Raw genomic sequence first — 22,219 nt, 5'->3', positions numbered from 1 at the left:
CTTCTGGTGTGGCCGTGCGGGTGGGCTCAGAGGTGCTGAGTGAATGCGGTCTCCAGGCGCTCGACGGCGTCTCCATGGGCGCTCAGATGCGGCTGCATCACCCATACGTCCTCACGGAAGGGCCCGAACCCCAAGGATCGCCACGTGCGTTGCACCACAGCCTTCTCCCGCGCTTCCCGGGCCGTGTCCTCCCGTTCGTCGACAGGGATGTCGATCGGGTACGGATGTGTCGCCACGAGCGCCGCTTGGCCGGCCACCCAGCGGAGCAGCCGGCCGATCAACAACCGGCCGACCCCGCCCAACCCGCGCCACGCCTGCGCGATCCGAACCCGGTCGATGATGACGACCTGGTCACCGCTTACCAGGCCCTCCTCCAGGTCGGGGTGCAGACCGAGTTCTCCCGCCTTCTCGAAGAGCGGCATGAAGTGCGCGTAGTCGGCGTCGCGCGCGTCCAGCGACACGGAGATGCTTCCGATGCGCCACAGGTCCACCGTGAGACCGGACATCGAGAGGATCGTCAGCTCTTGGCCCTCGTCGTGGGACGACTGGGCCAGCGATACGCCAGGGGCCAGGAGCCGCGCATTGGCGGCCTCGGTCTCCTCGTCGTCCGGCTCCCACAGGGGCAGGACGGCGCGGCAGTGCCATTCCAGCGTTGCGGGATCGTCGTGGGCATCGGATGCGACCAGGGAAGCGGACGAGTCGAAACGTAACTCCAGACGGTTCAGATGCGTCAGGAGGTCCGCCCCGGAGGGTGCGGCGTCGGTCATAAGGCCACACGCTAGCCACGCGGCCGGCCTCGGATGGGGCGATTCCCGAGACCGGTGGTCATCCTCTCGGCAGCCGTTTCGGCGCAGGTGGTGCGAGACGGTGCGCCGCGTGCCCTCCGAGCTGGGCATCCCCGTGAGATGGGGCACGCGGAGGGCACGGCAGCCCCCAAGAGGTCTAGACAACGACGAAGGCCCTGGTCTCTGACCAGGGCCTTCGTGGAAGAGCGGATGACGGGAATCGAACCCGCGCTATAAGCTTGGGAAGCTCATGTTCTACCATTAAACTACATCCGCATTGCGGCCGGATGAGCCGGTCGCATCGTTGCACACTGTACCCCATGCGCCACTGGTGGCGTAGTTCGGCTCTCTTCCGTGCGTCGGAGTGCCGCGTGGAGGGTGTCCCGTTGATCCCCTAATGTGGCTGTCTCGTTCAGCATGTGTGTAGGGGAAGGGACTTGATGGGTTCCGTGGAGCGCACCGTCGTCCGCTGTGCCGAAGGGCACGTGTTCAGTACCGCCTCGTTTCCGCTTCAGCAGCTCGGTGCCGGGCGGATCGGGCCCGGGCGGCTCATCCGGTGTCCCCGGTGCGCGCGGTTGAGGCACGCGGTGCCGGTGGAGGCTCAGCAGCGCTGACCTGGGCGGGTGAGCAGGGCGTGGGCCGGTCCCGATTGGGGAGGTCCGCGCCCTCTGCGTATCGTGGGGGCGTGCTTCTCTCAGACAAGGACATCCGGGCCGAGATCGATGCCGGGCGGGTTCGCATCGACCCGTACGACGAATCCATGGTGCAGCCGTCCAGCATCGACGTGCGTCTCGACCGCTTCTTCCGGGTGTTCGAGAACCACCGCTACCCCCACATCGACCCCGCCACCGAGCAGCTCGATCTGACGCGCGAGGTGGAGCCGGAGGGCGACGAGGCGTTCATCCTGCATCCGGGCGAGTTCGTGCTCGCCTCGACCTACGAGGTCATCACCCTGCCGGACGACATCGCGTCGCGCCTGGAGGGGAAGAGTTCCCTCGGGCGGCTCGGGCTCGTCACGCACTCGACGGCCGGGTTCATCGACCCGGGCTTCTCGGGGCACGTGACGCTGGAGCTGTCGAACCTCGCGACCCTCCCCATCAAGCTGTGGCCGGGGATGAAGATCGGGCAGCTGTGCATGTTCCGGCTGAGCTCGCCCGCCGAGTTCCCGTACGGCAGCGAGCGGTACGGCTCCCGGTACCAGGGGCAGCGCGGGCCGACGGCCTCCCGCTCGTACATGAACTTCCATCGGACCCAGGTGTGAGGCGGTAGCCGGACATGAGTGAAGTACGCGAGAACCTGACGTACGAGGGCTTCGGGACCGCCGTCCGCGAGCTGGCGCAGACCATCGCCGACGACGGCTACGAGCCCGACATCGTCCTCTCCATCGCCCGCGGCGGCGTCTTCGTGGCCGGCGGTCTGGCCTACGCGCTCGACTGCAAGAACATCCACCTCGTGAACGTGGAGTTCTACACGGGTGTGGGGACCACCCTGGAGATGCCGGTCATGCTGGCGCCGGTCCCGGACGCGATCGACTTCTCCGACAAGAAGGTCCTGATCACGGACGACGTCGCCGACACCGGCAAGACGCTCAAGCTCGTCCACGACTTCTGCGTCGACCACGTCGCCGAGGTCCGCTCCGCCGTGATCTACGAGAAGTCCCACTCCCTCGTGAAGTGCGAGTACGTCTGGAAGAAGACGGACGAGTGGATCAACTTCCCGTGGTCGGTCGAGCCGCCCGTGGTGAAGCGCGAGGGTCAGGTCCTCGACGCCTGAGCCCCACCCCCTGATACGCGAAGGAGCCCCCTGACAGGGGGCTCCTTCGCGTATCAGGGGGCTCTTGCGGCGTGCCCGGCCTTCGGTTACAGCGTGCCCAGCTTGATCAGGCTCAGGAGGGCCGCCAGCTGGATCGCCGAGGCGCCGAGCGCCTTGGGCCAGGGGAGGTCGTGGGAGCGGCTGACCATCAGGGTGAAGAGGAAGCCGGCGGCGAGCCAGGTGGCCCAGCCGATGACCTGCACCAGGCCGTTCTCGCCGCCCAGGAAGAGGGCGAAGAGGAGGCGGGGGGCGTCCGTGAGGGACATGATCAGCATGGAGAGGCCGATCGTCGGCTGCCACGCGCCGTCGCCGCCGAGCTGGCGCGCGAGCGTGTGGGTGACCGCGCCCAGGATCAGGCCGCCGACGACGAAGCCGACGCCGGTCATGAGGACGTACGGGATGGTCGTGGACAGCGTCGCGTTCAGCACCTCCTCGCGGGCCTGGTCGAAGCCGAAGATCGCCAGGAGTCCGTAGAGGAAGGTGACGATCAGCGCCGGGCCCCAGACCGCGTGGTCGCGCATGCGGAGGAAGGTGTCCGCCGGGCGCAGCACGATGCCGCTCAGCAGGGGCTTCCAGCCGAGGCGCGGGCCGACGGGGGCCGGGGGAGCCTGGTAGCCGCCCTGCGGGCCGTAGGGGTCGTCGACGCTGAACATCTGGGTGTGGCCCGGGTTGTTCGCCGTCGCCGCGTGGGGGTGCTGCGCGTGCGGGTCGCCGAAGTACTCGGGCTGCCCGTACGGCTGCTGCTGCGGCGGCTGTTGCTGCCACTGCTGCTGCGGGTACGCCTGCGGGGGCGTCGCGTTGTGCCCGTACGGCGCCTGCTGCGGTCGATGCTGTTGCGGGGGGCGGTTGTCCCGGCCGCGTCCGTTCCTGAATCCAGCCACGTCATTGAACGTACCCGTTCGAGCGGCGGACCCGCTCCTTCGGTGCCGAGCTGTGACATCCCCTAGGGGTCGCCGGCCGATCGCGCGGTCGTTGTTACAAAACGGACGTATCACCTCAATATGTGGTCCGTAGCTTCGGTGGGGTCAGCAGCGAAACCCCTCTGGAGTTCTCCATGCTTCTCAACCGCCGTACCCGCGTCCTCCGCACCGTCGCCGTCGCCACCGGCACCTCGGTCGCCCTCCTCCTCCCGGCCGCCGCCGCCTTCGCCGAGGACGCGCCGCAGCCGGTCGCGGGACAGGAGGAGCACGGCTCCGTCTCCGACTGGCCGCTGGCCGACGGGTCCACCGCCCTGGTGCGGCAGACCGGCGAGGGTTCGTACAGCGCCGACGTCGTGGGCCGGGACGGGGTGCTGATCGGCAGTCTGGCCAGTACGGGAGGGCGGCCCGCGTACGCGGAGAACAACGGGCTCCACATCGTGCTCCAGCCCGACGGGACCGTGAGCTCCTGGAAGGAGGAGGTCCCCCCGCCCGTGCCCACCCCCGAGCCGAAGCCCGAGCCGAAGCCGAAGCCTGAGCCGGCCCCCCACCCGAAGCCCGCCCCCAAGCCAGCCCCCAAGCCCGCCCCCAAGCCCGCCCCGAAGCACCGGAAGGCGCAGGCCAGGCTCGCCGACGGCACCGTCGCCACCTTCACCGAGCACGCCGTCAACGGGCACACCGTGAACGGGCGCGCCGTCAAGGGGCCCCGCGTCGAGGTCGCGCGCGCCGACGGCAAGCGGGTCGCCACCGTCGACCCGAAGCACCTCACCGGCGGGCACCGCGGCTGGACGTACAAGCTGGCCGTGCAGCCCGGCAAGCACCGGTACCTCTTCGTCGTCGTGGACACCCCGCAGCGGGGCGGCAACAGCTGGGTCTACGACCTGAAGGGCGGGCTCGTCGCCACTCACCACGCCCAGAAGCCCGTGAAGCGGTAGAGCACAGGGGAAGGGCCGCCCCACCGGCTGGTGGGGCGGCCCTTCCTCGTGACGCGTTACGCGGCCGGCTCGGGCTCCGGCTCGTCCGCGGGCTCCGGCTCCGGGTCGACCGGCGTCTTGACCGAGTCGAGCAGCAGCTGGGCCACGTCGACGACCTGGAGGCTCTCCTTGGCCTTGCCGTCGTTCTTCTTGCCGTTCACGGAGTCCGTGAGCATGACGAGGCAGAACGGGCAGGCGGTCGAGACGATGTCCGGGTTGAGGGACAGGGCCTCGTCGACGCGCTCGGTGTTGATGCGCTTGCCGATCCGCTCCTCCATCCACATCCGCGCGCCGCCGGCGCCGCAGCAGAAGCCGCGCTCCTTGTGGCGGTGCATCTCCTGCTGGCGCAGGCCGGGGACGGCCGACATGATCTCGCGCGGGGGCGTGTAGACCTTGTTGTGGCGGCCCAGGTAGCACGGGTCGTGGTAGGTGATGAGGCCGTCGACCGGGGTCACCGGGATCAGCCTGCCCTCGTCGATGAGGTGCTGGAGCAGCTGGGTGTGGTGGATGACCTCGTACTCGCCGCCGAGCTGCGGGTACTCGTTGGCGATGGTGTTGAAGCAGTGCGGGCAGGTCGAGACGATCTTCTTGGCCGACTTCGGCTTCTTCGTCTCCGGGTCGTCGTCGTCCTCGCCGAACGCCATGTTCAGCATGGCGACGTTCTCCTGGCCGAGCTGCTGGAAGAGCGGCTCGTTGCCCAGGCGGCGGGGGGAGTCACCGGTGCACTTCTCGTCGCCGCCCATGATCGCGAACTTGACGCCCGCGATGTGCAGCAGCTCCGCGAAGGCCTTGGTGGTCTTCTTGGCGCGGTCCTCCAGGGCGCCGGCGCAGCCGACCCAGTAGAGGTAGTCGACCTCGGAGAGGTCCTCGACGTCCTTGCCGACGATCGGGACCTCGAAGTCGACCTCCTTGGTCCACTCGACGCGCTGCTTCTTGGCCAGACCCCAGGGGTTGCCCTTCTTCTCCAGGTTCTTCAGCATCGTGCCGGCCTCCGACGGGAAGGCGGACTCGATCATGACCTGGTAGCGGCGCATGTCGACGATGTGGTCGATGTGCTCGATGTCGACCGGGCACTGCTCGACGCAGGCGCCGCAGGTGGTGCAGGACCACAGGACGTCGGGGTCGATGACGCCGTTCTCTTCCGCGGTGCCGATGAGGGGGCGCTCGGCCTCGGCCAGGGCCGCGGCGGGCACGTCCTTCAGCTGCTCGGGCGTGGCCTTCTCGTTGCCCTCCATGTCCTTGCCGCCGCCCGCGAGCAGGTACGGCGCCTTGGCGTGCGCGTGGTCGCGCAGCGACATGATGAGGAGCTTGGGGGAGAGCGGCTTGCCGGTGTTCCAGGCGGGGCACTGCGACTGGCAGCGGCCGCACTCGGTGCAGGTGGAGAAGTCGAGCAGGCCCTTCCAGGAGAACTGCTCGACCTGGGAGACGCCGTAGACGTCGTCCTCGCCCGGGTCCTCGAAGTCGATCGGCTTGCCGCCGGTCGTCATGGGCAGGAGCGCGCCCAGCGCGGTCCCGCCGGTGGCGTTCCGCTTGAACCAGATGTTCGGGAAGCCGAGGAAGCGGTGCCAGGCGACGCCCATGTTGGTGTTCAGCGAGACCACGATCATCCAGATGAACGAGGTGCTGATCTTCACCATGGCGGTGAAGTAGATGAGCGTCTGGAGGGTGGAGAGGGAGAGGCCCTTGAAGAGCAGGACGAGCGGGTACGAGGCGAAGTACGCGGCCTCGTAGTGCTCGACGTGGTGGATCGCGCCCTCCAGGCCGCGGAGCACGTAGATCGCGAGGCCGATGGTGAGGATCACGTACTCGACGAAGTACGCCTGGCCGGCCTTGGAGCCGGCGAAGCGGGACTTGCGGCCGGCCCGGCCGGGGAGGCTCAGCAGGCGGATCACGATCAGGGCGGCGATGCCGAGGATCGTCATGACGCCGATGAACTCGATGTAGAGCTCGAAGGGCAGGAAGCCGCCGATGACCGGCAGGGTCCAGTCGGCCTGGAAGAGCTGGCCGAAGGCCTGGGCGAGGGTCGGCGGGAGGGTCAGGAAGCCGACCGCGACGAACCAGTGCGCGAAGCCGACGATGCCCCAGCGGTTCATCCGGGTGTGGCCCAGGAACTCCCGGACCAGGGTGACGCTGCGCTGGTAGGGGTTGTCCGTACGGGTGCCGGCCGGGACCGGCTGGCCCAGCTTGAAGTACGCGACGAACTGGCCGATGGCGCGAGCGAGCAGGGCAACGCCGACCACGGTCAGCGTCAGCGACACGATGATCGCGGCGAGTTGCATGACGGGCTCCTCGGGCGGGCCTGGGGCGCGGCGGGGGCGGCCGGTGCTCGCCGTGCCCTCACTCTCGCCTTGAGCCTACTAAGCGGTAACTTAATTAGTCCGTGCTGAGATTACCGGTACGGGCGCCCCACTTGTAGCGGCCCTCGCGGTGATCTGTGTCGCTCAGGCAAGCCTTGCCGGACGGGCGGAGGCGCGCCGCAGGCGACGTCGGCGGACTGCTGGAAGCGTACGCGCCAGAACGGCCAGGTCCATGCCGAGCCAGTGGTGGTCCACATAGTGGAGGTCCAGCAGTTCGCGCTCCTCCCAGGGCAGGTCGGAGCGGTCGCTGATCTGCCAGGGTCCGGTCAGTCCCGGGCGTACGGTGAGCCGGCGGCGGGTCTCGCCGCCGCACTCCCGGTGGGTGGGGGAGAGCGGGCAGGGGCCGACGAGCGACATCTCGCCCCGTACGACGTGCAGCAGCAGCGGCAGCGCGGCCAGCGGGCTGCGGGTGCGGAAGGTCAGCATGGTGAAGGGGCGGCCGTCCAGGCCCGCCACCGTGCGGCGGCGCAGCAGCGGGGCGCCGCCCGGGTGCGGGGCCGCCAGGGTGAGCGTGAGGGCGACGGCGCCGAGGAGCGGCGCGAGCGCCAGCAGCAGGGCCGTACCTCCCAGCAGGTCGAAGGCGCGCTTGAGGCCCGTCCCGCGGCGCGGAGGGCGGGTGAGCTGTGGGCGGGTGTGCTGGGTGTGCTGCGTACGGTTCGCCGTCATGCCCCGGACCCCTCCGGCTGAGATCATGGGATGTTCGTGGAATATGCCCGCTTTGCCCGACAAGGGGCATCAGGACTCTCCCATTTCCCGCCTCCCGCGTCAGGGAGCGACGCGCTTCTCGCGTCTCTTTGAGTGATCGGGCCGACGAAGAGTTGAGTCACCTCGACTCAGGTCTGTTGACGTCGGCCATCCCGTCGTGCATCCTTGAGTCAGTTCCACTCAAGTCAGTCAGCTGGAGGAATCGAAATGGCACGTGCGGTCGGCATCGACCTGGGCACGACTAACTCCGTCGTCAGCGTTCTGGAAGGCGGCGAGCCCACCGTCATCACGAACGCGGAGGGCGCCAGGACCACGCCGTCCGTCGTCGCCTTCGCGAAGAACGGCGAGGTGCTCGTCGGCGAGGTGGCCAAGCGCCAGGCCGTCACCAACGTCGACAGGACCATCCGGTCGGTCAAGCGCCACATGGGCACCGACTGGAAGATCGAGATCGACGGCAAGAGCTTCAACCCGCAGCAGATGAGCGCCTTCATCCTGCAGAAGCTGAAGCGCGACGCCGAGGCCTACCTGGGCGAGAAGGTCGTCGACGCGGTCATCACCGTCCCGGCGTACTTCAACGACTCCGAGCGCCAGGCCACCAAGGAGGCCGGTGAGATCGCGGGCCTCAACGTCCTGCGCATCGTCAACGAGCCGACCGCGGCCGCCCTGGCCTACGGCCTCGACAAGGACGACCAGACGATCCTCGTCTTCGACCTCGGTGGCGGCACCTTCGACGTGTCCCTCCTGGAGATCGGCGACGGCGTCGTCGAGGTGAAGGCCACCAACGGCGACAACCACCTCGGTGGCGACGACTGGGACCAGCGTGTCGTCGACTACCTGGTGACCCAGTTCAAGAACGGTCACGGCGTCGACCTGGCGCTCGACAAGATGGCCCTCCAGCGCCTCCGCGAGGCCGCCGAGAAGGCGAAGATCGAGCTCTCGTCCTCGACCGAGACCTCCATCAACCTGCCCTACATCACGGCCTCCGCCGAGGGCCCGCTGCACCTGGACGAGAAGCTCACGCGCGCCCAGTTCCAGCAGCTCACCTCGGACCTGCTGGAGCGCTGCAAGGTCCCGTTCCACAACGTCATCAAGGACGCGGGCATCGCCCTCTCCGAGATCGACCACGTGGTCCTGGTCGGCGGCTCGACCCGCATGCCCGCCGTCGCCGAGCTCGTCAAGGAGCTGACCGGTGGCAACGAGGCCAACAAGGGCGTGAACCCGGACGAGGTCGTCGCCATCGGCGCCGCCCTCCAGGCCGGCGTCCTCAAGGGCGAGGTCAAGGACGTCCTGCTCCTCGACGTCACCCCGCTGTCCCTCGGCATCGAGACCAAGGGCGGCATCATGACCAAGCTCATCGAGCGCAACACCACGATCCCGACCAAGCGGTCCGAGATCTTCACGACGGCCGAGGACAACCAGCCGTCCGTGCAGATCCAGGTCTACCAGGGCGAGCGTGAGATCGCGGCGTACAACAAGAAGCTCGGCATGTTCGAGCTGACCGGCCTCCCGCCGGCCCCGCGCGGCGTCCCGCAGATCGAGGTCGCCTTCGACATCGACGCCAACGGCATCATGCACGTGACCGCGAAGGACCTGGGCACGGGCAAGGAGCAGAAGATGACCGTCACCGGCGGCTCCTCGCTGCCGAAGGACGAGGTCGACCGCATGCGCCAGGAGGCCGAGCAGTACGCGGACGAGGACCACCGTCGCCGCGAGGCCGCCGAGTCCCGCAACCAGGGCGAGCAGCTCGTCTACCAGACCGAGAAGTTCCTCAAGGACAACGAGGACAAGGTTCCGGGCGACGTGAAGTCCGAGGTCGAGGCCGCTCTCGTCGAGCTGAAGGAGAAGCTCAAGGGCGACGACGCCGCCGAGATCCGCACCGCCACCGAGAAGGTCGCCGCCGTCTCGCAGAAGCTCGGCCAGGCGATGTACGCGGACGCCCAGGCCGCGCAGGCCGGCGCCCCCGCCGGTGAGGCCAAGGCCGACGACGACGTGGTCGACGCCGAGATCGTCGACGACGAGCCCAAGAAGGACGGTCAGGCGTGAGCGAGGAGACCCCGGGCTTCGAGGAGAAGCCCGACGTCCCCTCCGGCGACGCCACCGAGGCCGCCGAGTCCACCGAGGACACGGCGGCCCCGGCCGGGGACGCGAACAGCACGCCGGCGGCCGACGCCGGACTCACCGCCGCCCTGGACCAGGCCCGCGCCTCGCTCTCCGAGCGCACCGCGGACCTCCAGCGGCTCCAGGCCGAGTACCAGAACTACCGGCGCCGGGTCGAGCGGGACCGGGTCACGGTCAAGGAGATCGCCGTGGCGAGCCTCCTGTCCGACCTGCTCCCGGTCCTCGACGACGTCGGCCGGGCCCGGGACCACGGCGAGCTCGTGGGCGGCTTCAAGTCGGTCGCCGAGTCGCTGGAGACCGTCGTCGCCAAGATGGGGCTCCAGCAGTTCGGCAAGGAGGGCGAGCCCTTCGACCCGACGATCCACGAGGCCCTGATGCACTCGTACGCGCCGGACGTCACCGAGACGACCTGCGTCGCGATCCTGCAGCCGGGGTACCGGATCGGGGAGCGGACCATCCGGCCCGCCCGCGTGGCCGTCGCCGAGCCCCAGCCCGGGGCGCAGGCCAAGGCCGAGGAGTCGGAAGACGCCGACACGTCCGAGAAGGACAGCGAGTAACAGCCGTACCCGCGTGCGGGAGGAGGGACGTCGATGAGCACGAAGGACTTCGTCGAGAAGGACTACTACAAGGTCCTCGGCGTCCCCAAGGACGCCACCGAGGCCGAGATCAAGAAGGCCTACCGGAAACTCGCCCGGGAGAACCATCCGGACGCCAACAAGGGCGACACCAAGGCGGAGGAGCGCTTCAAGGAGATCTCCGAGGCGAACGACGTCCTCGGTGACCCCAAGAAGCGCAAGGAGTACGACGAGGCGCGCGCCCTCTTCGGGAACGGCGGCTTCCGGGCCGGCGGTCCCGCGGGCGGCGGCTCGTTCAACTTCGACCTGGGGGACCTCTTCGGCGGCGCCCAGGGCGGAGCCGGCGGCTTCGGTGGCGGCGGCGGGGGCGGAATCGGGGACGTCTTCGGAGGTCTGTTCAACCGCGGCGGCGGTGCGGGTGCCCGCACCCAGCCGCGCCGCGGGCAGGACATCGAGTCCGAGGTGACGCTCAGCTTCACCGAGGCCATCGAGGGCGCCACGGTGCCGCTGCGCATGTCCAGCCAGCAGCCGTGCACGGCCTGTTCGGGCACCGGCGACACGAACGGCACGCCCAGGGTGTGCCCGACCTGCGTCGGCACCGGCCAGGTCTCGCGCGGCAGCGGCGGCGGCTTCTCGCTGACCGACCCGTGCGTGGACTGCAAGGGCCGCGGCCTGATCGCCGAGAACCCCTGCGAGATCTGCAAGGGCTCCGGCCGGGCCAAGTCCTCGCGGACCATGCAGGTCCGCATCCCGGCGGGCGTCTCCGACGGGCAGAAGATCCGGCTGCGCGGCAAGGGAGCCCCGGGCGAGCGCGGCGGACCGCACGGCGACCTGTTCGTCGTCGTGCACGTCGACGCCCACCCGGTCTTCGGCCGCAAGGACGACAACCTCACCATCACCGTGCCGGTCTCCTACACGGAGGCGGCGCTCGGCGGTGACGTCAAGGTGCCGACCCTCGGCGGCCCCGCGGTCACCCTCAAGCTGCCCGCCGGCACGCCGAACGGCCGCACCATGCGCGCCCGGGGCAAGGGCGCGGTCCGCAAGGACGGCACCCGCGGCGACCTGCTGGTGACGGTGGAGGTCGCGGTGCCCAGGGAGCTGGACGACAAGGCCCGCGAGGCCCTGGAGCAGTACCGGACGGCGACCGCCGACGCGGACCCCAGGGCGGAGCTGTTCGAGGCGGCGAAGGGAGCGTGACGCGGTGGACGGACGCAGACGCAATCCGTACGAACTGACCGACGAGACCCCGGTGTACGTCATCTCGGTGGCGGCCCAGCTGTCGGGGCTGCATCCGCAGACCCTGCGCCAGTACGACCGCCTGGGTCTCGTCTCACCGGACCGTACGGCCGGCCGCGGCCGCCGCTACTCGGCCCGCGACATCGAACTGCTCCGTCAGGTGCAGCAGTTGTCGCAGGACGAGGGCATCAACCTGGCCGGGATCAAGCGCATCATCGAGCTGGAGAACCAGGTCGCGGCGCTCCAGGCCCGTGTCGCCGAGCTCTCGACCGCCGTCGAGGGCGCGGCCGCCGCGATGCGGCAGCGCGAGGCCCAGGTGCACGCCTCCTACCGGCGCGACCTGGTCCCGTACACCGACGTGCAGCAGGCGAGCGCGCTGGTGGTCTGGCGTCCGGCGCCGAAGCGCGGCGAATAGCGCGCAGCGGAGAGGGCCCCTTCCCGTCCGGGGAGGGGCCCTCTTCGCGTGTTCAGATCAGTTCGCCGATGATGTCGCCGAGCGTCTCCCACCAGGGAGAGGCGCCGGTGCCGAACGCGGCGGCCAGCGCGGTGCCGACGGCGAGGTCGAGCGGGGTGGGCTCGACGCCCTCGTCCCACTCGTCGATCACCCGCCCGTCGCCGCTGGAGCTCAGCAGCCCGAGCGCCTTCCCGTCCCGGCTGAGCCGGCTCTCCCCGTAGGAGCAGGGCACGAGCCGGTACCGCAGGCCGCCGGCGCGGACGTCGACCCGGTACGAGCGCCGCAGCAGCCGGCCCCGGGCCGGGCGGATCGAGGCGGGCGCGCCGTCGACGGTGAGCGTCAGCAGGGCGGCCTTCCGGGTGCCGATCGGCGTGTGCTCGTCGGCCGGCGTCCCGGCCGTCCGGACGAGCTCCACGGCGGGCAGGCCGTCGCCGGAGACCCGGAGGGTGCCGGCGGGGCCGTCGAGCGTGATGTGTGCGTGCAAGGTGGTCAGTTGTCCCGTTCGAGAAGGCCGGACCGGGCGATCAGGTAGCCGAGCTGCGCCCGGCTCCCGCTGCCCAGCGTGGCCGCGAGCTTGGCGATGTGCGCCCGGCAGGTCCGTACGTTCATCCCGAGGCGGCGGGCGATGGCCTCGTCGACGTGGCCCTCGACGAGGAGCCGGGCGATGGAGCGCTGGACCCCGCCGATGCCGTCGACCGCGGGGCTGTAGGTGACCTCCTCGTCCCACGGGACGCCGTGCAGCCAGAACTGCTCGAAGACCCCGACGAGATACTCGACGAGGCCCTCGTGGCGCAGTTCCAGGGCGACCTGGCGGTCGCTGCGGGCGGGCACGAAGGCGACCTTGCGGTCGACGATGATCAGCCGGTCGACGATCTCCTCCAGCGTGCGCAGGGTGAGCCCGTAGGGGGCGGCCCGCTCGACGTACGCGAGGGTGGCGGGGTGGTGCCGGGCGGTGTGCTGGTAGAGGGTGCGCATGGTGATGCCGCGGTCCAGCAGGGGCTCCATGCGCCGCAGGGCCTTCTCCAGGGTCTCGGGACGGCGCCCGCTGCCCGGCTGGATGGTGAGCAGTTCGACGGCGCACTCGCCGGTGGCCCGGTCGAGCGCGGCGTTGATGACGCTGAGTCCTTCGAGGACCGTGATCGCCTGGGTGGCGGAGGGGTCCTGCGTGTGGATGGTCATGAACGGCTCGAAGGCGTCGGCGAGGGCCACGGCCTGCCGGCGGCGGGTGTGGATCTCCTGCTCGATCGGGCGGATGAGCTGGTTGAGCGCGAGGGACGGGGGCACCGGGTGCAGCCACTGGCTGTCGTCCGGGTCCGGGTGCAGGAGCGCCATGTCCGCCAGACAGGGGGCGGCCGCGGCCTCGGAACGGGTGATGCGACCCTTGCGGAGAGCGGACGCGTACAGCTCCCGTCCCACATCGCATAGCTCACCGTGACTGTGGCTATGGGTTGATATTTCGCCTTCTCGCCCCATACGCACCCCCCTCAGGGTCATGAATTACAGGAACATGATGCCCGGCCTGGGTGGTGGAAAGGGATGCGTGTGAGCCATCGTTCTAGGCGCGGGGGAGGTAGTGATCAATAGAGGTGGAGATCGGCCATGACCAGGATGGTTCGTGCACTTAGCGCCATAGCCGTTGCGGCGGCTGCTCTCGGCGCGCTCGCCGGGGTCGGTGAGCCCTCGTGGGAGAGCACCCCGCACTCGGTGCAGGCGCAGCCGAATGAGCCCTCGTGGGAGAGCACCCCCGCGCAAGAACTGCTCGCATCCCCCTCCGAGCCTTCGTGGGAGATCGCCCCCAAGGGCGCAGACGCATGACCGTCCCTCCGGACGACCGGGTCTTCCGCAGGGAGATGGCTTCGGCCTACCGGTCCGGTTGGCACTTCATCGATCTCGTCACGGCCATCCCCCACCGTGGCGACTCGCTGAAGGTCACCCTGTTCGGAGAACCTGTGGTCGTCGCACGGGAGCAGGACGAGGACGTCAGGGCCTACCGGTGCCTCAGGCGCCCGAGGGGCGCGCCGCAGCCCATCCGCTGCGCCGTCCGGTACGGCATGATCTTCGTCAATCTCGACCAGCGGGACCACCAGCTGATCGAGCCCGAGACCCTCACCGCCACCCCCCGCAGTGCCTGAGCGATGCCCCCGTCGTTCTAGATCGCTCAGGTGCTTCCCCCACACAACGGCGCCATCGCGGACCTGAAACGCGATGGCGCCGTTGTGCTGCCCGGACGCGGTGCCGCCCCGGCGTGGTCCCGGCGCGGTGCGGTCCGGCCCCGGCGCGATGCGGTGCGGTTCCGGCGTGGTCCCGGTCCGGTGCTCAGGCCCGGCCCATCGCCCGGGTGAGGGCGATCTCGATCACGACCCGGTCCGGGTTGGGCGTCGGCGTGCGGCCGTAGCGGTCCGCGTAGCGGGCCACCGCGTCGGCGACCGCGTCCGCCTCCGTACGGATGCGGGCGACGCCCTCCAGGGTGGCCCAGCGCCCCTTGTCGACCTGGCAGACCGCGACCCGCGCCCCCTCCGGGCCGGCCGCGAGCACGTTCGCGACCTTCCGGCTGTGCCTGTTGGTGATGACCCGCGCCAGCCCGTTCCCGGGGTCGTACGTGACGCCGACGGCCACCACGTGCGGGGTGCCGTCCGGGCGCGGGGTGGTCAGCGTGCACATGTGGTACTCGCGCCAGAAGCTGAGATACGAGTCCGCGGGGTTCCTCGGGTCAGTCGCCATGCCCGGAAACTACCGCCGTCCCCTCCACCTCCGATACCTTGAGCGGAATAGACTCAACTTTATGTACGCTATATGAGTCAGTACAGGCAAGGACCCAGAGGACCACCGCCCCAGGAGGAGAACCCGCACGTGGACGCAGAACTGACCAACAGGAGCCGGGACGCGCTGAACGCGGCCAGCAGCCGCGCCGTGTCCCAGGGGCACGCCGATCTGACCCCGTCGCATCTTCTGCTCGCCCTGCTGACGGGTCAGGACAACGAGAACATCGTCGACCTCCTCGCCGCGGTCGAGGCCGACCAGGCCGTCGTCCGCGGCGGAGCGGAGCGGCTGCTCGCCGCCCTGCCCAGCGTGACCGGCGCGACCGTGGCGCCCCCGCAGCCCAACCGCGAGCTGCTCGCCGTCATCGCCGACGCCGCCGACCGCGCGAAGAAGCTCGGCGACGATTTCCTGTCCACGGAGCACCTGCTCATCGGCCTCGCCGCCAAGGGCGGGCAGGCCGGCCAGGTCCTGGACCAGCAGGGCGCGACCGCCCGCCGGCTCCAGGACGCCTTCGAGAAGGCCCGGGGAGGCCGCCGCGTGACCACCGCCGACCCGGAGGGCTCGTACAAGGCCCTGGAGAAGTTCGGCACCGACTTCACCGCCGCCGCCCGCGAGGGCAAGCTCGACCCGGTGATCGGCCGTGACCACGAGATCCGCCGCGTGGTGCAGGTGCTCTCCCGGCGCACCAAGAACAACCCGGTCCTCATCGGCGAGCCCGGCGTCGGCAAGACCGCCGTCGTCGAGGGCCTCGCCCAGCGGATCGTGAAGGGCGACGTCCCCGAGTCGCTGCGGAACAAGCGCCTGGTCTCCCTCGACCTCGGCGCGATGGTCGCCGGCGCCAAGTACCGCGGCGAGTTCGAGGAGCGGCTGAAGACCGTCCTCTCCGAGATCAAGGAGAGCGACGGCCAGATCATCACCTTCATCGACGAACTGCACACCGTCGTCGGCGCGGGCGCCGGCGGCGACTCCGCCATGGACGCCGGCAACATGCTCAAGCCGATGCTCGCCCGCGGCGAGCTCCGCATGGTCGGCGCCACCACCCTCGACGAGTACCGCGAGCGCATCGAGAAGGACCCCGCCCTGGAGCGCCGCTTCCAGCAGGTCCTCGTCGCCGAGCCGTCCGTCGAGGACACCGTCGCCATCCTCCGCGGCCTCAAGGGACGCTACGAGGCCCACCACAAGGTGCAGATCAACGACTCCGCGCTGGTGGCCGCCGCGACCCTCTCCGACCGGTACATCACCTCCCGCTTCCTGCCCGACAAGGCCATCGACCTCGTCGACGAGGCGGCCTCCAGGCTCCGCATGGAGATCGACTCCTCCCCGGTCGAGATCGACGAGCTCCAGCGCTCCGTCGACCGCCTCCGCATGGAGGAGCTGGCCCTCGCCAAGGAGACCGACCCGGCCAGCGTCCAGCGCCTGGAGAAGCTCCGCCGCGACCTCGCCGACCGCGAGGAGGAGCTGCGCGGCCTCACCGCCCGCTGGGAGAAGGAGAAGCAGTCCCTCAACCGGGTCGGCGAGCTGAAGGAACGGCTCGACGAGACCCGCGGCCGCGCCGAGCGCGCCCAGCGCGACGGCGACTTCGACACCGCCTCCAAGCTGCTCTACGGCGAGATCCCCACCCTGGAGCGCGAGCTCGCCGAGGCCACCGAGGCCGAGCGCGAGGTCCAGAAGGACACCATGGTCAAGGAGGAGGTCGGACCCGACGACATCGCCGACGTCGTCGGCGCCTGGACCGGCATCCCCGCCGGCCGCCTCCTGGAGGGCGAGACGCAGAAGCTGCTCCGGATGGAGGACGAGCTGGGCCGCCGGCTCATCGGCCAGACCGAGGCCGTCCGGGCCGTCTCCGACGCGGTGCGCCGCACCCGCGCGGGCATCGCCGACCCCGACCGCCCCACCGGCTCCTTCCTCTTCCTCGGCCCCACCGGCGTCGGCAAGACCGAGCTGGCCAAGGCCCTCGCCGACTTCCTCTTCGACGACGAGCGGGCCATGGTCCGCATCGACATGTCGGAGTACGGCGAGAAGCACTCCGTCGCCCGCCTGGTCGGCGCGCCCCCCGGCTACGTCGGCTACGAGGAGGGCGGACAGCTCACCGAGGCCGTCCGCCGCCGCCCGTACAGCGTCGTGCTCCTCGACGAGGTCGAGAAGGCGCACCCGGAAGTCTTCGACGTCCTGCTCCAGGTCCTCGACGACGGCCGGCTCACCGACGGCCAGGGCCGCACGGTCGACTTCCGCAACACGATCCTGATCCTGACCTCGAACCTGGGCAGCCAGTACCTCGTCGATCCGCACACCTCCGAGGCGGAGAAGCGGGACCGGGTCCTGGAGGTCGTCCGGGCCAGCTTCAAGCCCGAGTTCCTGAACCGTCTCGACGACCTCGTCGTCTTCTCCGCGCTCGACCGGGCCGAGCTGGGCCGCATCGCGCGCCTCCAGGTCGACCGGCTCGCCAGGCGGCTCGCCGACCGCCGGCTCACCCTGGAGGTCACCCCGGAGGCCCTGGAGTGGCTGGCGGAGGAGGGCAACGACCCCGCGTACGGCGCCCGCCCGCTGCGCCGCCTCATCCAGACGGCCATCGGCGACCGGCTCGCCAGGGAGATCCTGGCCGGCGAGGTCCGCGACGGCGACACCGTCCGCGTGGACCGGGCCCGAGCCCTCGGCGAGCCGGGGGAGACCCCGGCCGAGGACGGCCTGGTCGTCGGCGTGGCCCGGTAGGCGGGGCCCGGATCGAGTCAGCCCGCAGCGGATCTCCCCCGGCGGGGCTTGCCACGGACCGGCTGGGATGGGGGAGGATGGCAACAACCGTACGAAGGGAAATACACGGTGAGCATCGACCCGTCCTCGATTCCGAATTTCGGGGGACAGCCCCAGCCCCAGGCAGGACCGGCGGGCCCCGTCGTCCCCGACCAGGACCTGGTGAAGCAGCTCCTGGAGCAGATGGAGCTGAAGTACGTCGTCGACGACGAGGGTGACCTCGCGGCGCCGTGGGAGGACTTCCGCACGTACTTCATGTTCCGCGGCGAGAACGAGCAGCAGGTGTTCTCGGTGCGCACGTTCTACGACCGCCCGCACGCGGCCGACGACCGGTCCAGGATCCTCGACGCGATCGACGACTGGAACCGCCGCACCCTGTGGCCCAAGGTCTACACCCACCTGCACGAGGAGGAGGACGGCTCCGCCACCCTCCGTCTCATCGGTGAGGCGCAGATGCTGATCGGCACCGGCGTCGCCCTGGAGCACTTCGTGTCCTCCACGGTGAGCTGGGTCCGCGCCTCCATCGAGTTCGACAAGTGGATCATCGAGCAGTTCGGCCTCGCCTCCCCGGAGGAGAAGGCCGAGGGCGACGAGGCCTGAGCCTCCGTCCCGCTCGCGCGGAAGCCGGGTCCCCCACGCGGGGACCCGGCTTCCGGCGTCTCAGGCGAGCCGCTTGAGCCGGTCCACTGCCTCCTGGAGGACCTCGGTGCGCTTGCAGAAGGCGAAGCGGACGAAGGGCGCGCCGGCCTCGCGGTCGTCGTAGAAGACGGCGTTCGGGATCGCGACGACGCCGGCCCGCTCCGGCAGCGAGCGGCAGAAGGCGAAGCCGTCGTCGGCGCCGAGCGGGCGGATGTCGGTCGTGACGAAGTACGTGCCCTGCGGGCGGTAGACCGCGAACCCGGCCTCGGCGAGCCCGTCGCTCAGCAGGTCCCGCTTGGCCTGGAGGTCGGCGCGCAGCCCGTCGTAGTAGGCGTCGGGGAGGCGCAGAGCCTCGGCGACGGCGTACTGGAAGGGGCCGGAGGAGACGTAGGTGAGGAACTGCTTGGCCGAGCGGACGGCCGCCGTCAGCTGGGGGCTCGCGGTGGTCCAGCCCACCTTCCAGCCGGTGAAGGAGTACGTCTTGCCGGCCGAGCCGATGGTGACGGTGCGGTCCCGCATCCCGGGGAGGGTCGCGATCGGGACGTGCGCGGCGCCGTCGAAGACCAGGTGCTCGTAGACCTCGTCGGTGACGACGAGGAGGTCCCGCTCGACGGCCAGCTCGGCGATCGCGGTGAGCTCGGCGGGGGTGAGGACGGTGCCGGTGGGGTTGTGCGGGGTGTTGAGGAGGATCAGGCGGGTGCGGGGGGTGACGGCGGCCCGCAGCTCGTCGAGGTCGAGGACGTAGCGTCCGTCGGCGGCGCCGCCGCGGGGTCCCTCCTGGGGGCGGAGGGTGACCGGGACGCGGGTGCCGCCGGCCATCGCGACGCAGGCCGCGTACGAGTCGTAGTACGGCTCCAGGGCGATGACCTCGTCGCCGGGCTCGACCAGGGCCAGCAGGGCCGCCGCGATCGCCTCGGTGGCGCCCGCGGTGACCAGGACCTCGCGGTCGGGGTCGTACTCCAGGCCGTAGCGGGCGCGCTGGTGGTCGGCGATCGCGGCGCGCAGCTCGGGGACGCCGGGGCCCGGCGGGTACTGGTTGCCGTGGCCGTCGCGCAGGGCCCGGACGGCCGCCTCGCGCACCTCTTCGGGGCCGTCGGTGTCGGGGAAGCCCTGCCCGAGGTTGATGGACCCGGTCGAGGCGGCGAGTGCGGACATCTCGGCGAAGATCGTGGTCCCGAACTCCGCGAGCCGGCGGTTCAGCAGTGGCCTTGTCATGCCGGTCATCCTGGGCCGAAGCTCTGGACTTGCTCAAGTGCGCTTTGGGGCGCGCGCGGGGCGGGAATCCCCGGTGCGGAGGCGGCAGCGAGCCGCCGGACACGGGGGAGACGACGATGGAGTTCGTGTTCGTCATGATCGTGGTGGTGCTGTTCGCCGGGCTGTACGCCTGGGGCGGCCGGGGGAGCGGTGGCCGCGGGAGGCGGCGCGGCGGATGGTCCGACGGCGGCAGCTCCTGCGGGGGTTCGAGCTGCGGGGGCGGTGGCGGCTGCGGCGGGGGCGGCGGCGACTGACGGGGCCCGTGGGGCGAGGGTCGCCGGACGGGGCGGGAGGGGCGTGCCGCGCGCTTCTGTCGCCCGCCCGGCGAGCGAGCCCGTTTGAACAATTGCACTGTGGGGTCCCCGAAGAGGATGGAAACCACGGCAAGTTGGGTAAAAACGCTGCGAGTCGTCCGGCCCACGTGGTTCTCTCGCTCCTGTCAGAGACAGCCCTCGGACCGTATGTGGACCCGAGCCGGCGCATCCCCCCATCGCGTGGAAACCCTCTCCGGGGCGTCCCCGGCCCACCCGTCGAACCGTGTTTGCGGAGCCGACCCATGCTCACCACCCTGAAGACCTCCTACACCGACACGCGCGCGGCCGACCTGGCCTGGGCGCTGGGCCGTGAGCCGCTGCCGGCGCTCGCCGTGCTCGACCTCGAACTCGCCGGCGCCACACTCCAGTTGAGACTGCTCGGCGCCTCCCACCAGGTGCTTCTGGAGGAAGAGGGCCGCACCTGCTCCGAGACCGTCGCCTGCATGCCGGGCAGCAGCACCCCGCTGCCGCTCGGCGTCTCCAAGCGGATCGGCGAATGGGAGTACGAATTCGCGGCCCGCGTCGAGACGCTCACCCGGGGCTCCTTCGCGGGCCGGGCGCAGGAACTGCTGGCGCTGGTCGCCGACCACCCGCACGGCCTGGCCGGGACGTTCCCCGGTTCGCCGCACGCCTTCACCGCGATGCTGGCGCAGCGCCACGAGGGCCAGGTGCGCTGGCGGACCTGGCACGCCTACCCGCAGGAGGGCCAGCTCGTGGTCACCCGCACCCGGATCGGCGCCCGTATGCCCGCCGCGCTCTGAATACACCCGTGCGGCCCCAGATGCACTCGTGTGGGTGACAAAGGGCGAGGAGGTCGTGACGTAGCGTTACGAGCATGATCGAGCCGACCGTGACCCTGCCACCCACGAGGGTGCGACGCCGACCGCCGCCGCGGCCGCGCCCCCCGGTGCGGTGGCCGGTCCTCGTCGTCGTCTTCGTCTGCGCCGCCTGCGGTCTCGTCTACGAGCTCGAACTCGTCGCCCTCGCCTCGTACCTGATCGGCGACTCGGTCACCCAGGCGTCCGTCGTGCTCTCCGTCATGGTCTTCGCGATGGGCATCGGCTCGCTCCTCGCCAAGCGGCTGCGCTGCCGTGCCGCCGTCGGATTCGGCCTGCTCGAAGGCGCGCTCGCGCTCATCGGCGGCACCTCGGCCCTGGTGCTGTACGCCTGCTTCGCCTGGCTCGGCGAGTCGCGCTGGGTCCTGGTCGCCTTCTCGCTCGCCATCGGGGTGCTCATCGGCGCCGAGATCCCGCTGCTGATGTCGCTCATCCAGAGAGCGCCCGAGCGCTCCGTCCCCACCGGCCGGGCCGGCCGGGCCGGGGGGCCCGCCCCGCCCGGCGACCCCGACGACGCGGCCGGCACGGTCGCCGACCTCTTCGCCGCCGACTACGTGGGAGCGCTCGTCGGCGGCCTCGCCTTCCCGTTCCTGCTGCTGCCCTGGCTGGGGCAGCTCACCGGCGCGCTCGTCACCGGCGCGGTCAACGCGGTCGCGGGCGCCGTCCTGGTGCTCTGGTTCTTCCGCCGCGACCTCACGGCCCGTACCCGCGCGCTCGTCGTCGGCGTCAACCTCGCCGTCCTCGGCGTGCTCGCCACCGCGACCGTCCTCGTCGACGACTTCGAGGAGGCCGCCCGCCGGGCCGTGTACGGGGAGCGGGTCCGGGTCGCCGTCCACACCGACCTCCAGGAGGTCGTCGTCACCGGCGGCCCCGAGGACCCGCCCGACCTCTACCTCGACGGGCGGCTGCGGGTCTCCGGCGCGGACGAACACCGCTTCCACGAGGCGCTGGTCCACCCCGCGATGAACGGCCCGCACGCGCGCGTCCTCATCGTCGGCGGCGGCGACGGGCTCGCCGCCCGCGAGGTGCTCCGCCACCCCGGCGTCCGCTCCGTCTCCGTGGTCGAACTCGACCCCGGCCTCGTCCGGCTCGCCCGCACCGACCCCGCGCTCGCCGCGCTCAACGGCCAGGCCTTCCGCGACCCGCGGGTGCGGGTGGTCCACGCCGACGCCTTCAACTGGCTGAGGGCCACCTCCGGGCGTGTGCAGGAACGGTACGACGTGGTGATCTCCGACCTGCCCGACCCCGGCATCACCCGCAGCACCAAGCTGTACGCCCAGGAGTTCTACGGCCTCGCCGCCGGCGTCCTCGCCGACGGCGGCCGGCTCGTCGTCCACGCCGGCCCCGCCACCGACCGGCCCCGCACCTACTGGACCGCCGACGCCACCCTCCGCGCCGCCGGTTACGCCACCCGGCCGTACAGCGCCGAGGGCGGCACCCCCGGCTTCGCCGCCGGTCCCGACCGCGCCGACCGGGACAGCGGCACCCGCCACGAACCCGACGACTGGGGCTTCCTGCTCGCCGTCCGCGGCACCCGGCCGCCCACCCTCGGGCTCGCCGCCGACACGCCCCCGCTCCGCTCCCTCGCCCCCCGCGACCTGGCCGCCGCCGCCCGCCGGGCCGAGCGGACCCGGATCACCGGACTCCCGCCGTCCACCCTCGTCCACCCCCGCTACGTCGACTGAGCGGCGCCCCGAGCGGCACCCCGCGGCACCCGGGGTGTGGCTCCCGGGAC

Annotated in this window: 21 protein-coding genes and 1 tRNA gene; 13 read left to right on the top strand and 9 right to left on the bottom strand. The window is 71.0% G+C overall.

Annotation, left to right across the window (positions count from 1 at the left end; translation table 11 throughout):
• Positions 1-26 precede the first annotated feature (26 nt).
• Together ACF1BN_RS23610 and ACF1BN_RS23605 are read right to left on the bottom strand one after the other, a co-directional pair.
• Positions 27-767, bottom strand: coding sequence for a hypothetical protein (locus tag ACF1BN_RS23610; protein ID WP_392333572.1), 741 nt, complete (start codon positions 765-767; stop codon positions 27-29).
• A gap of 223 nt (positions 768-990) precedes the next feature.
• Positions 991-1,061, bottom strand: a tRNA-Gly gene (locus tag ACF1BN_RS23605).
• A 409-nt stretch (positions 1,062-1,470) separates the two neighbouring features.
• Here ACF1BN_RS23605 and dcd point away from each other — a divergent pair.
• Positions 1,471-2,046 carry a dCTP deaminase gene (dcd, locus tag ACF1BN_RS23600; protein WP_362104232.1) on the top strand — a complete coding sequence of 192 codons (576 nt, stop codon included), beginning with the start codon at positions 1,471-1,473 and terminating at the stop codon, positions 2,044-2,046.
• A gap of 14 nt (positions 2,047-2,060) precedes the next feature.
• Entirely contained in the window at positions 2,061-2,558 is a 498-nt protein-coding gene (locus ACF1BN_RS23595; protein WP_024755952.1) for a phosphoribosyltransferase, read from the top strand.
• Between the two features lie 86 nt (positions 2,559-2,644).
• On the opposite strand, the gene ACF1BN_RS23590 is transcribed toward ACF1BN_RS23595, so the two are convergent.
• On the bottom strand, positions 2,645-3,478 hold the full coding sequence (locus ACF1BN_RS23590) for a Yip1 family protein (RefSeq protein WP_392333571.1): 834 nt from the start codon (positions 3,476-3,478) through the stop codon (positions 2,645-2,647).
• A 173-nt stretch (positions 3,479-3,651) separates the two neighbouring features.
• On the opposite strand from ACF1BN_RS23590, the gene ACF1BN_RS23585 reads away from it, so the two are divergent.
• Positions 3,652-4,449, top strand: coding sequence for a hypothetical protein (locus ACF1BN_RS23585; RefSeq protein WP_392333570.1), 798 nt, complete (start codon positions 3,652-3,654; stop codon positions 4,447-4,449).
• A 56-nt stretch (positions 4,450-4,505) separates the two neighbouring features.
• Here the strand turns inward: ACF1BN_RS23585 and ACF1BN_RS23580 are convergent, their stop codons facing one another.
• Both ACF1BN_RS23580 and ACF1BN_RS23575 read right to left on the bottom strand, forming a co-directional pair.
• Positions 4,506-6,767, bottom strand: a complete 2,262-nt coding sequence (locus tag ACF1BN_RS23580; RefSeq protein ID WP_392333569.1) for a (Fe-S)-binding protein — start codon at positions 6,765-6,767, stop codon at positions 4,506-4,508.
• A 162-nt stretch (positions 6,768-6,929) separates the two neighbouring features.
• Positions 6,930-7,511: a sugar transferase gene (locus ACF1BN_RS23575; RefSeq protein WP_392333568.1), complete on the bottom strand. Its 582-nt coding sequence runs from the start codon at positions 7,509-7,511 to the stop codon at positions 6,930-6,932.
• Positions 7,512-7,757: 246 nt separating this feature from the next.
• Between ACF1BN_RS23575 and dnaK the strand changes: the two genes are divergently transcribed.
• The 4 genes from dnaK to ACF1BN_RS23555 are packed head-to-tail and all read left to right on the top strand — an operon-like array spanning position 7,758 to position 11,894.
• Positions 7,758-9,593 carry a molecular chaperone DnaK gene (dnaK, locus tag ACF1BN_RS23570; RefSeq protein ID WP_392333567.1) on the top strand — a complete coding sequence of 612 codons (1,836 nt, stop codon included), beginning with the start codon at positions 7,758-7,760 and terminating at the stop codon, positions 9,591-9,593.
• The gene (gene grpE, locus ACF1BN_RS23565) at positions 9,590-10,225 is read left to right on the top strand and encodes a nucleotide exchange factor GrpE (protein ID WP_392333566.1); all 636 of its coding nucleotides are present in this window, start codon (positions 9,590-9,592) and stop codon (positions 10,223-10,225) included. Before dnaK ends, grpE begins: the two co-directional genes overlap by 4 nt.
• A 33-nt stretch (positions 10,226-10,258) precedes the next feature.
• Positions 10,259-11,440, top strand: a complete 1,182-nt coding sequence (gene dnaJ / locus ACF1BN_RS23560) for a molecular chaperone DnaJ (protein WP_392333565.1) — start codon at positions 10,259-10,261, stop codon at positions 11,438-11,440.
• Between the two features lie 4 nt (positions 11,441-11,444).
• Positions 11,445-11,894 (top strand): heat shock protein transcriptional repressor HspR, encoded by a 450-nt coding sequence (locus tag ACF1BN_RS23555; protein WP_392333564.1) that lies wholly within the window; start codon positions 11,445-11,447, stop codon positions 11,892-11,894.
• A 52-nt stretch (positions 11,895-11,946) separates the two neighbouring features.
• On the opposite strand, the gene ACF1BN_RS23550 is transcribed toward ACF1BN_RS23555, so the two are convergent.
• Together ACF1BN_RS23550 and ACF1BN_RS23545 are read right to left on the bottom strand one after the other, a co-directional pair.
• Positions 11,947-12,417: a hypothetical protein gene (locus tag ACF1BN_RS23550; protein WP_392333563.1), complete on the bottom strand. Its 471-nt coding sequence runs from the start codon at positions 12,415-12,417 to the stop codon at positions 11,947-11,949.
• A 5-nt stretch (positions 12,418-12,422) separates the two neighbouring features.
• Positions 12,423-13,427, bottom strand: coding sequence for a helix-turn-helix transcriptional regulator (locus tag ACF1BN_RS23545; protein ID WP_392333562.1), 1,005 nt, complete (start codon positions 13,425-13,427; stop codon positions 12,423-12,425).
• A 317-nt stretch (positions 13,428-13,744) separates the two neighbouring features.
• Between ACF1BN_RS23545 and ACF1BN_RS23540 the strand changes: the two genes are divergently transcribed.
• Entirely contained in the window at positions 13,745-14,065 is a 321-nt protein-coding gene (locus tag ACF1BN_RS23540; protein ID WP_360307075.1) for a (2Fe-2S)-binding protein, read from the top strand.
• Positions 14,066-14,249: 184 nt separating this feature from the next.
• Here the strand turns inward: ACF1BN_RS23540 and ACF1BN_RS23535 are convergent, their stop codons facing one another.
• Complete coding sequence (locus ACF1BN_RS23535) at positions 14,250-14,654, bottom strand: pyridoxamine 5'-phosphate oxidase family protein (RefSeq protein WP_392333561.1); 405 nt, start codon at positions 14,652-14,654, stop codon at positions 14,250-14,252.
• Positions 14,655-14,783: 129 nt separating this feature from the next.
• Between ACF1BN_RS23535 and clpB the strand changes: the two genes are divergently transcribed.
• Together clpB and ACF1BN_RS23525 are read left to right on the top strand one after the other, a co-directional pair.
• The gene (clpB, locus tag ACF1BN_RS23530) at positions 14,784-17,402 is read left to right on the top strand and encodes an ATP-dependent chaperone ClpB (RefSeq protein ID WP_392333560.1); all 2,619 of its coding nucleotides are present in this window, start codon (positions 14,784-14,786) and stop codon (positions 17,400-17,402) included.
• 108 nt (positions 17,403-17,510) lie between these two features.
• Positions 17,511-18,041 carry a YbjN domain-containing protein gene (locus ACF1BN_RS23525; protein WP_392333559.1) on the top strand — a complete coding sequence of 177 codons (531 nt, stop codon included), beginning with the start codon at positions 17,511-17,513 and terminating at the stop codon, positions 18,039-18,041.
• A gap of 60 nt (positions 18,042-18,101) precedes the next feature.
• Here the strand turns inward: ACF1BN_RS23525 and ACF1BN_RS23520 are convergent, their stop codons facing one another.
• Positions 18,102-19,304: a pyridoxal phosphate-dependent aminotransferase gene (locus tag ACF1BN_RS23520; RefSeq protein WP_392333558.1), complete on the bottom strand. Its 1,203-nt coding sequence runs from the start codon at positions 19,302-19,304 to the stop codon at positions 18,102-18,104.
• Between the two features lie 107 nt (positions 19,305-19,411).
• On the opposite strand from ACF1BN_RS23520, the gene ACF1BN_RS23515 reads away from it, so the two are divergent.
• The 3 genes from ACF1BN_RS23515 to ACF1BN_RS23505 all read left to right on the top strand — a co-directional run bounded on the left by ACF1BN_RS23515 (position 19,412) and on the right by ACF1BN_RS23505 (position 22,169).
• Positions 19,412-19,588, top strand: a complete 177-nt coding sequence (locus ACF1BN_RS23515) for a hypothetical protein (RefSeq protein WP_392333557.1) — start codon at positions 19,412-19,414, stop codon at positions 19,586-19,588.
• A 302-nt stretch (positions 19,589-19,890) separates the two neighbouring features.
• On the top strand, positions 19,891-20,409 hold the full coding sequence (locus ACF1BN_RS23510; RefSeq protein WP_392333556.1) for a DUF2617 family protein: 519 nt from the start codon (positions 19,891-19,893) through the stop codon (positions 20,407-20,409).
• A gap of 74 nt (positions 20,410-20,483) precedes the next feature.
• On the top strand, positions 20,484-22,169 hold the full coding sequence (locus ACF1BN_RS23505; protein ID WP_392333555.1) for a polyamine aminopropyltransferase: 1,686 nt from the start codon (positions 20,484-20,486) through the stop codon (positions 22,167-22,169).
• Positions 22,170-22,219: the final 50 nt, after the last annotated feature.

It is taken from the genome of Streptomyces sp. NPDC014861 (assembly GCF_043081625.1).
GTDB lineage: Bacteria > Actinomycetota > Actinomycetes > Streptomycetales > Streptomycetaceae > Streptomyces.
Note: the sequence above shows the minus strand (reverse complement) of the source record. Positions and strands in the feature narration are given on the sequence as shown.

Bases quoted from the DNA above. Each gene is read 5' to 3' on its own strand.
- ACF1BN_RS23610 (WP_392333572.1), bottom strand. From the start codon at position 767: ATGACCGACGCCGCACCCTCCGGGGCGGACCTCCTGACGCATCTGAAC.
- ACF1BN_RS23595 (WP_024755952.1), top strand. From the start codon at position 2,061: ATGAGTGAAGTACGCGAGAACCTGACGTACGAGGGCTTCGGGACCGCC.
- ACF1BN_RS23585 (WP_392333570.1), top strand. From the start codon at position 3,652: ATGCTTCTCAACCGCCGTACCCGCGTCCTCCGCACCGTCGCCGTCGCC.
- ACF1BN_RS23580 (WP_392333569.1), bottom strand. From the start codon at position 6,767: ATGCAACTCGCCGCGATCATCGTGTCGCTGACGCTGACCGTGGTCGGC.
- ACF1BN_RS23575 (WP_392333568.1), bottom strand. From the start codon at position 7,511: ATGACGGCGAACCGTACGCAGCACACCCAGCACACCCGCCCACAGCTC.
- dnaK (WP_392333567.1), top strand. From the start codon at position 7,758: ATGGCACGTGCGGTCGGCATCGACCTGGGCACGACTAACTCCGTCGTC.
- dnaJ (WP_392333565.1), top strand. From the start codon at position 10,259: ATGAGCACGAAGGACTTCGTCGAGAAGGACTACTACAAGGTCCTCGGC.
- ACF1BN_RS23545 (WP_392333562.1), bottom strand. From the start codon at position 13,427: ATGACCCTGAGGGGGGTGCGTATGGGGCGAGAAGGCGAAATATCAACC.
- ACF1BN_RS23540 (WP_360307075.1), top strand. From the start codon at position 13,745: ATGACCGTCCCTCCGGACGACCGGGTCTTCCGCAGGGAGATGGCTTCG.
- ACF1BN_RS23535 (WP_392333561.1), bottom strand. From the start codon at position 14,654: ATGGCGACTGACCCGAGGAACCCCGCGGACTCGTATCTCAGCTTCTGG.
- ACF1BN_RS23520 (WP_392333558.1), bottom strand. From the start codon at position 19,304: ATGACCGGCATGACAAGGCCACTGCTGAACCGCCGGCTCGCGGAGTTC.
- ACF1BN_RS23515 (WP_392333557.1), top strand. From the start codon at position 19,412: ATGGAGTTCGTGTTCGTCATGATCGTGGTGGTGCTGTTCGCCGGGCTG.
- ACF1BN_RS23510 (WP_392333556.1), top strand. From the start codon at position 19,891: ATGCTCACCACCCTGAAGACCTCCTACACCGACACGCGCGCGGCCGAC.
- ACF1BN_RS23505 (WP_392333555.1), top strand. From the start codon at position 20,484: ATGATCGAGCCGACCGTGACCCTGCCACCCACGAGGGTGCGACGCCGA.